At 70.3% G+C, this 9265-nt stretch carries 7 protein-coding genes; 3 read left to right on the top strand and 4 right to left on the bottom strand.

All coding sequences use genetic code 11. The annotated features are described in order from the left end of the window. The 4 genes from ACFVYA_RS48420 to ACFVYA_RS48435 all read right to left on the bottom strand — a co-directional run. Positions 1-1329, bottom strand: a 1329-nt coding sequence (locus tag ACFVYA_RS48420) for an OFA family MFS transporter (protein WP_387055235.1), incomplete at its 3' end; no start/stop codon positions are given. 32 nt (positions 1330-1361) lie between these two features. Further along, the gene (locus ACFVYA_RS48425) at positions 1362-3488 is read right to left on the bottom strand and encodes an acetate--CoA ligase family protein (protein WP_387055237.1); all 2127 of its coding nucleotides are present in this window, start codon (positions 3486-3488) and stop codon (positions 1362-1364) included. A gap of 1 nt (position 3489) precedes the next feature. Further along, positions 3490-4719 carry a formyl-CoA transferase gene (frc, locus tag ACFVYA_RS48430; RefSeq protein ID WP_387055239.1) on the bottom strand — a complete coding sequence of 410 codons (1230 nt, stop codon included), beginning with the start codon at positions 4717-4719 and terminating at the stop codon, positions 3490-3492. A 14-nt stretch (positions 4720-4733) separates the two neighbouring features. After that, positions 4734-6470 (bottom strand): thiamine pyrophosphate-binding protein, encoded by a 1737-nt coding sequence (locus ACFVYA_RS48435; RefSeq protein ID WP_387055241.1) that lies wholly within the window; start codon positions 6468-6470, stop codon positions 4734-4736. A 270-nt stretch (positions 6471-6740) separates the two neighbouring features. Between ACFVYA_RS48435 and sucC the strand changes: the two genes are divergently transcribed. From sucC to ACFVYA_RS48450, 3 genes are all read left to right on the top strand, one after another. Then, the gene (sucC, locus tag ACFVYA_RS48440; RefSeq protein WP_387055243.1) at positions 6741-7886 is read left to right on the top strand and encodes an ADP-forming succinate--CoA ligase subunit beta; all 1146 of its coding nucleotides are present in this window, start codon (positions 6741-6743) and stop codon (positions 7884-7886) included. 3 nt (positions 7887-7889) lie between these two features. After that, positions 7890-8774 carry a succinate--CoA ligase subunit alpha gene (gene sucD, locus ACFVYA_RS48445; protein ID WP_387055245.1) on the top strand — a complete coding sequence of 295 codons (885 nt, stop codon included), beginning with the start codon at positions 7890-7892 and terminating at the stop codon, positions 8772-8774. After that, the coding region (locus tag ACFVYA_RS48450) for a LysR family transcriptional regulator (RefSeq protein WP_387055247.1) at positions 8774-9265 on the top strand (492 nt) is incomplete at its 3' end. The genes sucD and ACFVYA_RS48450, both read left to right, overlap by 1 nt.

The raw sequence follows: 9265 nt of genomic DNA on the forward strand, positions 1-9265 counted from the left end.
GAGCTGGTGGCGCGACCGGCCCGGCTGGCGCAAGAAGAGCGTCAGCACCGCCGAAAGCACCGCGATGCACCCGGCCATGACGTACGCGCCGGTGTAGCCCCACGCGCTGATCACCCCCGCCGCGAGCCCGCCGCCGCCGACGCCGCCGACCAGCTTCGCGCTGTAGACCAGGCCGTAGTTCGACGCGTTGTTGTTCTCGCCGAAGTAGTCCGGCACGAGCGCGGCGAACAGCGGGTAGAAGGCACCGCCGCCGAACCCGGTCAGGAACGCGAACACCATGAACAGCGGCAGGTTGTGCGTGTTCCCCGCGTACAGCACGCCGAACTGCGCGCCGCCGGCGATCAGGAGCACGATCGTCAGCGTCTGCCGCCGGCCGAGCTTGTCCGACGCCCAGCCGACGATCGCCCGGCCGGTGCCGTTGACGATCGCCAGCACGCCGGCCGACGAAGCCGCGACGAACGCGCCGAAGTGGCTTTCCTTGGCGAACGGCACCTGGAAGTTGATGCCGAACAGCGAAACCCCGCCGATGATCACCAGGCACACCCACATCAGCGGGAGCATGCCGGTCCGGATCGCCTCCATCGGCGTGAACTGGCGGACCGCGGGCGGGTTCTTGGCCAGGGTCTGCACGCCGAGCTTGCCCTTGGCCCAGGTGAGCGGGTCGACCTCCGCCGGCCACCAGCTCTTCGGCGGGTCCTTGAACAGGAAACCGCACACCCCGACGACGATCAGCATGTACAAGCCGATGCCGTCGAGCACCCCGGTGACGTTCTCGTGCCCGAGGAACGCGCTGAACAGGTAGATGAACGGCACCGAGCCGTAGGCGAAGCCGCCGTTCACGAAGCCGGTGCGCGCGCCGCGCTTCTCCGGGTACCACTTGCCGACCATGTTGATGCAGGTCGCGTACACGAGCCCGGCGCCGGTGCCGCCGAGGACCGAGTACCCGATGAACGCCAGCGTGAGGTTCCCGCTGTGCGCGATGGTGAAGTAGCCGATGCCGCTGCACACGGCACCGGCCAGCATCGCCGTCTTCGCCGAGACGACATTGCGCTCTCTGAGCCGGCCCGCCGGGAAGGCGACGCCGGCCTGGAACACCGCCCAGATGCTGGCCAGCCAGAACGCGTCCGACAGCGTCCAGCCGTACTTCTCTTCCAGCGTGCCCTCGACGGCGCCCCAGCCGTACTCGAACACGCTGACCGCCATCATGGCGACCCACGGCAGCCAGACCATCCAGCTGCGCGAGCGCCCCATGATGTCGTGCGGGGATTCGCCTACCCGGTAAACTCTTCCGTTTTCGTCAGTGATCTCCTGGTACGTGGCTGCGGTCATGAGAGTTCTCCTTCGTCGCCGTTGACTCAGGTTCAGAGCAGGCCCGCGGCCCGCGCCCAGCGGTACTTCGCGCCGAGCACCGCCACGGGCTTCTCGGTCGTGTACGGGTACGCGACGACGCCGCGGTCGTACAGGTAGTCGCTCGCCTCCTCGACTTCGACGTCACCGGACAGGGACGCGACAACAGGCTTGTGGATCCCCTTCGCGCGGTACTCGGCGACCACCTCCGACACCAGTTCGGCGAACACCATCGGCGGGGTGACGATCGTGTGCCAGTAGCCCAGGACCAGGGCGTGGATGCGATCGTCCTCCAGGCCCAGCGCGATCGTGTTGCGGTAGGTCGAAGGCGGCTCGCCACCGGTGATGTCGATGGGGTTGCCCGCCGCGCCGAACGGCGGGATGAACTTCCGGAACGCCGTGTCGAGGTCCTGCGGGATCTCCATCAGCTTCAGCCCGTTGTCGACGCAGGCGTCCGAGAGCAGCACGCCCGAGCCGCCGGCGCCGGTGATGATGACGACGTTCTCGCCCCGCGGCGTGGGCAGCAGCGGGATGCCGCGGGCGTATTCGAGCATGTCGTTCAGCCCGGGTGCCCGGATCACGCCGCTCTGGCGCAGGATGTCGTCGTAGACCTTGTCGTCGCCGGCCAGCGCGCCGGTGTGCGAGCTGGCCGCCCGCGCGCCCTGGGACGTCCGGCCGGCCTTGAGCACCACGACCGGCTTGCGCCGCGAAACCCGCTTCGCCGTCTCCGCGAACGCCCGGCCGTCCTTGAGGTCCTCGAGGTGCATGGCGACGAGCTCGGTGTGGTCGTCCTGCTCGAAGAAGGTGAGCAGGTCGTCTTCGTCGATGTCGGCCTTGTTGCCGACGCCGACGATCGAGGAGACACCCATCTTCGCCGACCGGCTGAAGCCGAGGATCGCCATCCCGATGCCGCCGCTCTGCGACGAGAGGGCGACGCCGCCCTTGACGTCGTACGGTGTGCAAAATGTCGCCGACAGGTTTTCCGGCGTGTAGTAGTAGCCGTAGATGTTCGGCCCGAGGATGCGCCCGCCGTGCTTGCGGGCGATCGCGACGACCTCGTCCTGCAGTGCGACGTTGCCGGTTTCGCCGAAGCCGGACGGGATGAGGATCGCGCCGGCCACGCCCTTCCGGCCGACCTCTTCCAGCGCCGCGGGGACGAACTTCGCCGGGATGGCGAAGACGGCGACGTCGACGTCGCCGGGGACGTCGGTGATGCTCGCGTAGGCCTTGCGGTCGAGGATCTCGGTGGCCTTGGGGTTGATCGGGTGGATCTCCCCGGCGTAGCCGCCGTCGACCAGGTTCTTCATCACCGAGTTGCCGATCTTCCCGGCTTCGGCCGACGCGCCGATCACCGCGACCGACGCCGGTTTCATGATCCGGTTCATGGAGGCGAGGATCTCCTCCTGGGTGAACCGGACCGGCTCCTTCGCCGCCTCCGGGTCGACCAGGATCCGGACGTCGACCGCGGTGGCCCCGTTCGCCGTGGCGAGCACCGGGTTGAGGTCCACTTCGGACAGTTGCGGGAAGTCGGCCACCAGCTGCCCGAGCCCGGTGATCACCGCCGCCAGCGCGTCCCGGTCGACCGGATCCGAACCGCGGACTCCGCGCAGGATTTCGGCGGCCTGGATACCGTCGATCATCGACAACGCTTCATCCGTGCTCGTCGGCGCGAGCCGGAACGTGATGTCCTTGAGCACCTCGACCAGGATGCCGCCCAGGCCGAACGCGACGATCTTGCCGAACGTCGGGTCGGTGACCGAGCCGATGATCACCTCCTGGCCGCCGGTGAGCATCTGCTGCACCTGGACGCCGAGGATCCGCGCGCCGGCGTCGTACGCCTTCGCGTTTTCGACGATCTTCGTGAAGCCCGCCTGCACCGCGTCGGCGTCCCGCAGGCCGACGAGCACGCCGCCGGCCTCGGTCTTGTGCAGGATGTCCGGCGAGACGATCTTGAGCACCACCGGCAGCCCGATGTCCCCGGCGTGGGCCACGGCCTCTTCGGCCGTCGTGGCCAGCCGCTCGGCCGGGGTCGGGATCCCGTAGGCCGCGCACACCGCCCGTCCCTCGGGCGCGGTCAGCGACGATCGGCCTTCGGCCGCCGCCCGGGCCAGGATCTTTTCGACCGCCGCGCGATCCGCCACCTCAGATCACCCCCGCCGCGCGGAGCTTCTCGAGCTCCGCCTCGCCGTAGCCGAGTTCGCCCAGCACTTCGTCGTTGTGCTCGCCGAGCAGTGGCGACCGTTCGATCTCCACCGGCGAGTCGGACAGCTTGAGCGGGCAGCCGACGGTCTTGAAGGTGCCGCGCTCGGGGTGCGGGACCTCGACGACCGAGCCGAGCTCGGCGAGGGTCTCGTCCTCGATCAGTTCCTTCGTGGACAGGATCGGGCCGCACGGGATGTTGCAGGCGTTGAGCTCTTCCATCACCTCCCACTTCGTGTGCTGTTCGGTCCACTCCTCGACCAGCGCGAACATCTTGTCCAGCTTGGACAGCCGGACCTCGGGCGTGGCCCACGCCGGGTCCTCGGCCAGCTCGGCTTTGCCGATCAGCCGGGCGAGCGGCGCCCAGCCGGGCGGCTGGACGATCACGTAGATGTAGTCGTTCGGCCCGCCGGGCGCGCACTTGACCGCCCAGCCGGGCTGGCCGCCACCGGAGGCGTTGCCCGAGCGCGGGACCGCGTCGCCGAACTGGTCGTTCGGGTACTCCCCCAGCGGACCGTGGGCCAGCCGCTGCTGGTCGCGCAGCTTGACCCGGCACAGGTTGAGCACGGCGTCCTGCATGGCGACCTGGACGCGCTGGCCGCGGCCGGTGGAGGTCCGCTGGTACAGCGCGGCGAGGATGGCGGCCACCAGGTGGATGCCGGTGCCGGAGTCGCCGATCTGCGCACCGGTCGCGGTCGGCGGCCCGTCCTCGAAACCGGTGGTGCTCATCGCGCCGCCCATGGCCTGCGCGACCACTTCGTAGGCCTTGAAGTCGGCGTAGCGGCCGGGGCCGAACCCCTTGATCGAGGCGTAGACCAGCCGGGGGTTGAGCGCGGCCAGCTTCTCCCACGGGTAGCCGAACCGGTCGACCACGCCCGGGCCGAAGTTCTCCACCAGGACGTCCACCCCGGACACGAGCTTCTCGAAGATTTCCTTGCCCTCGGCGCTCTTCATGTTGATCGTGATGCTGCGCTTGTTGGCGTTCAGCATCGTGAAGTAGAGGCTGTCGACGCCCGGCAGGTCACGCAGCTGCCCGCGGGTGATGTCGCCGCGGCCGGGGGTCTCCAGCTTGATCACGTCCGCGCCGAGCCAGGCGAGCAGCTGCGTCGACGACGGACCGGACTGCACGTGCGTCATGTCGAGGACGCGGACGCCCTCCAGTGCCTTACCCATGCCTTGGCCTCCGCTCACTTGTACATGGTCTGGTTCATGGTTCCGGGGGCGTACACGTCGGGATCGACCCAGACGTTGATCAGCGACGGCTTGCCGGATTCCCGCGCCCGCAGCAGCGCCGGCCCGATGTCGGCCGGGTCGCGGACCTCCTCGCCGTACCCGCCGAGCATCCGCGCGAACTCGTCGTAGCGGACGTCGCCGAGGGTGTTGCCGACGCGCTCGCGCGGCAGGCCGTACTTCGCGGCCTGGCCGTAGCGGATCTGGTTCATCGAGGAGTTGTTGCCGACGATCCCGACGAACGGCAGGTCGAACCGCACGAGCGTCTCGAAGTCCCAGCCGGTGAGGCTGAAGGCGCCGTCGCCGAAGAGCGCCACGACTTCCTTGTCCGGGCGCGCGTGCTTCGCGGCCAGGACGAACGGGATGCCGACGCCGAGTGTCCCGAGTGGACCGGGGTCCATCCAGTGGCCGGGCGACTTGGGCTGCACGACCTGGCCGGAGAAGGTGACGATGTCCCCGCCGTCGCCGATGTAGATCGAGTCCTCGGTGAGGAACTCGTTGATCTCGTGGACCAGCCGGTACGGGTGGATCGGGCGCACGTCGGAGTGCTGCAGCGGCAGCCGCTTCCGCTTCGCCTTTTCCTCCACGGCTTGGAGTTCTTCGAGCCAGGCCTTGCGGCTGACGGCGCCGTTGCCGGTGCGGCCGGACGCGGCCTGGGCGACGGCGGCGAGGACCTGGCCGGCGTCGCCGACGATGCCGAGGTCGATGTCGCGGTTCTTGCCGACCGTGCGGTAGTCGAGGTCGATCTGGACGACGGCGGCGTCCTTCGACAACCGCTTGCCGTAGCCCATCCGGAAGTCGAACGGCGTGCCGACGATGACGATGACGTCGGCGTTGTCGAAGGCGTAGCGGCGCGAGAGCTGGAAGTGGTGCGGGTCGCCCGGCGGCAGTGTGCCGCGGCCGGCGCCGTTCATGTACGCCGGGATGTTCAGCGTCCGGACGAGCTCGGTCGCCGGGCCGGTCGCCCGGGTGGTCCAGACCTGGCTGCCGAGCAGGATGGCCGGCTTCCTGGCGTGCACCAGCAGGTCGGCGAGCTTCTCGATGTCCGCGGGGTCGCCCGCGTTCTTCGTCGACGCCCGGTAGCGGCCGGCTTCGGGGATGCGGGCGTTCTCCAGGGGTACGCGCGCGTCGAGGACGTCACGCGGGATTTCCAGGAAGGACGGTCCGGGCGCGCCGGCGTAGGCCTCGCGGAAGGCCATGCTCACGAGGTCGGCCACGCGGGCGGTGTGCGGCACGGTGGCGGCGAACTTGGTGATCGGCGTCATCATGTCCACGTGCGGGAGGTCCTGCAGGGACCCCATCTTGTGCTGGGTCAGCGCGCCCTGGCCGCCGATCAGCAGCATCGGGCTTTCGGCGCGCAGCGCGTTCGCGACCCCGGTGACGGCGTCGGTGGTGCCCGGCCCGGCGGTAACCACCGCGCAGCCGGGCTTGCCGGTGATCCGCGCGTAGCCGTCGGCCGCGTGCGCCGCGACCTGTTCGTGGCGGACGTCGATGACCTCGATGCCTTCGTCGACGCAGCCGTCGTAGATGTCGATGATGTGGCCGCCGCACAGGGTGAAGATCGTGTCGACCCCTTCGGCCTTCAGCGCCTTGGCCACCAGGTGGCCGCCGGATATCCCGGTGGGCGCGGGCTCGGCGCCGTTCGTCGCTGCGGCACTCTCCCCCGCGGTCGTGCCGGTCGTGGTCAGCGCCATGGCTCAACTCCTCTGGTCCGCCGCCGGATCTCTCTTGTCCGGCGGTGTGTGGCCTTTTCTCCGAGGTCAGCGACCCCTTCGCGGCAGACTGTAGATTGCATACCGTATGGGGTAGGCATATAGTCACTCCTCAGGCAGCCCGTGTCCAGGGCCATCCGCAGGGTTTTTCCGGACTCGGAACCGGCCCCCGCGGACCACCACTCCACGCCCTTCGCCCCGCCCCGCCCCGCCCCGCCCCGCCCCGCCCCGCCGCGGAAAGGACGCTCCCGCATGGACCTCTTCGAACACGAAGCCCGCGATCTCTTCGAAAAGCACGGCGTGCCGGTCCCCCGCGGCCGGGTCGCCGCCGATCCGGCCGCGGCTCGGTCCGCCGCGGTCGCCCTCGGCGGGCCGGTGGTGGTCAAGGCCCAGGTGAAGACCGGCGGGCGCGGCAAGGCGGGCGGTGTCCGCGTGGTGCACACCGCCGACGACGCCGAGCAGGCCGCCGACGACATCCTCGGCATGGACATCAAGGGCCACACCGTGCACCGCGTCCTGGTGACCGAAGCGAGCGCAATCGCCGGCGAGTACTACCTGTCCTTCCTGCTCGACCGGGCCGGGCGGACGTTCCTCGCCATGGCGTCGGCCGAAGGCGGGATGGACATCGAAGAAGTCGCGGCGACCCGGCCGGACGCCTTGGCGCGGGTGCCGGTGGATCCGCTGGCCGGCGTCGACGCGACGGCCGTCGCGGCCGCGTTCCCCGCCGATGTCCGTGCCGAAGTCGCCGGGATCGTCGAGAAGCTGTGGGAGGTGTTCGTCGCCGAGGACTGCACGCTCGTCGAGGTGAATCCCCTGGCTCTCACGGCCACCGGGATCGTTGCGCTGGACGGGAAAATCACCTTGGACGACAACGCGTCGTTCCGCCGGTCTTCGTCGTTCGACACCACTTCGGACGGTGATCCGCTGGAGCGCGAGGCGCGTTCGAAAGGCCTCAACTACGTCAAGCTCGACGGCGACATCGGCGTGATCGGCAACGGCGCCGGGCTGGTGATGTCCACTTTGGACGTCGTGGCGGCGGCCGCGGCCGAGGCGGGCGCGCGGGGGCCGGCGAACTTCCTCGACATCGGCGGCGGGGCGTCGGCGCAGGTGATGGTCGACGGGCTGACCGTGATCCTCGGCGACCCCGGGGTGCGCAGCGTGTTCGTCAACGTCTTCGGCGGCATCACCGCGTGCGACGCCGTCGCGACCGGGATCGTGCGGTCGCTGGAGGTCCTCGGTGCGCGCGCCACCAAGCCCCTCGTGGTCCGGCTCGACGGGAACAACGTCGACGAAGGCAGGCGGATCCTCGCCGAAGCGGCCCATCCCCTGGTCACCGTGGTGGCCACCATGGACGATGCCGCCCGCGAGGCGGCGAAGCTCGCGATCGCGGAGGTCTGAGCCGTGGCCATCTTCCTGGACGAGAACAGCCGGATCGTCGTTTCGGGCATCACCGGCTCCGAAGGCGCGAAGCACACTCGGCGGATGCTGGCCGCCGGGTCGAACGTCGTCGGCGGCGTCAACCCGCGCAAGGCCGGGCAGCAGGTGGAGTTTCCCGGTCGTTCACTGCCCGTGTTCGGCAGTGTCGCGGACTCGATGGCGGCGACCGGCGCGGACGTCTGCGTGCTGTTCGTGCCGCCGCCCTTCGTCGCCGACGCCGTGGTCGAAGCGGTGGACGCCGGGATCGGGCTCGCGGTGGTGATCACCGAAGGCGTCCCGGTGCACGACAGCGCGCGGCTGTGGGCGCACGCCGTCGCGGCCGGCGGGCGGACCCGGATCATCGGCCCGAACTGCCCGGGCATCATCTCCCCCGGCCGCTCGAACGCCGGGATCATCCCGGCCGACATCACCGGACCGGGGCGGATCGGCCTCGTGTCGAAGTCCGGCACGCTGACGTACCAGCTGATGCACGAGCTGCGGGACATCGGGTTCTCGACCTGCGTGGGCATCGGCGGCGACCCGATCATCGGGACCACGCACATCGACGCGGTCGAGGCGTTCGAAGAGGACCCGGAGACCGACCTGATCGTGCTGATCGGCGAGATCGGCGGCGACGCCGAGGAGCGGGCCGCGGAGTTCGTGCGCGCCGGCGTGTCGAAGCCGGTCGTCGGGTACGTGGCGGGCTTCACGGCCCCGGAAGGCAAGACGATGGGCCACGCGGGCGCGATCGTGTCGGGATCGGCGGGAACGGCGGCGGCGAAGAAGGAAGCCTGGGAAGCCGCGGGAATCCGCGTCGGGCGCACACCGGGCGAGACGGCGGCGCTGGCCCGCGAGGTCCTCGCCCGGTGATGGAGCTGCGCCAGCTGGCGGTGGCGGTGGCGGTCGCCGAGGAGGGCGGCTTCACGGCGGCCGCGCAGCGCCTGCGGACGGTTCAGTCGACGGTGTCCACGGTGGTCCGCGCACTGGAGCGCGACCTGGGCACACCACTGTTCCACCGCACGACGCACCGGGTGGTCCTGACCCCGGCGGGCGAGGCGTTCGTCCCGGCCGCCCGCGCGGCTCTCGAGGCGGCCGAGCGAGCCCGGGCGGCGGTATCCCCGGTGACGGGCCGGGTCCGGCTCGGCGTGTGCCCGGGCTTGCTGGCGGACTTGCACCGGACGCTGGCTCGCCTGCGGCACACCCACCCGGGCCTGACGCTGGAGATCCGCCAGCTACGGCCGGAGCGGGTGCGGCATGAGGTGGTGGAGTCCATTGTGGATGTGGTGCTGACCCTGTCTCCCAGCGGCGGCGCGGTGGGTCAGGTGGCCGACGGCGGCGCGATGGGTCGGATGGCCGGCGGC

It is taken from the genome of Amycolatopsis sp. NPDC058278 (genome assembly GCF_042881395.1).
Taxonomy (GTDB): domain Bacteria; phylum Actinomycetota; class Actinomycetes; order Mycobacteriales; family Pseudonocardiaceae; genus Amycolatopsis.

Coding starts and splice junctions, on each gene's coding strand:
- frc (WP_387055239.1), bottom strand. CDS start 4,719: ATGGGTAAGGCACTGGAGGGCGTCCGCGTCCTCGACATGACGCACGTG.
- ACFVYA_RS48435 (WP_387055241.1), bottom strand. CDS start 6,470: ATGGCGCTGACCACGACCGGCACGACCGCGGGGGAGAGTGCCGCAGCG.
- sucC (WP_387055243.1), top strand. CDS start 6,741: ATGGACCTCTTCGAACACGAAGCCCGCGATCTCTTCGAAAAGCACGGC.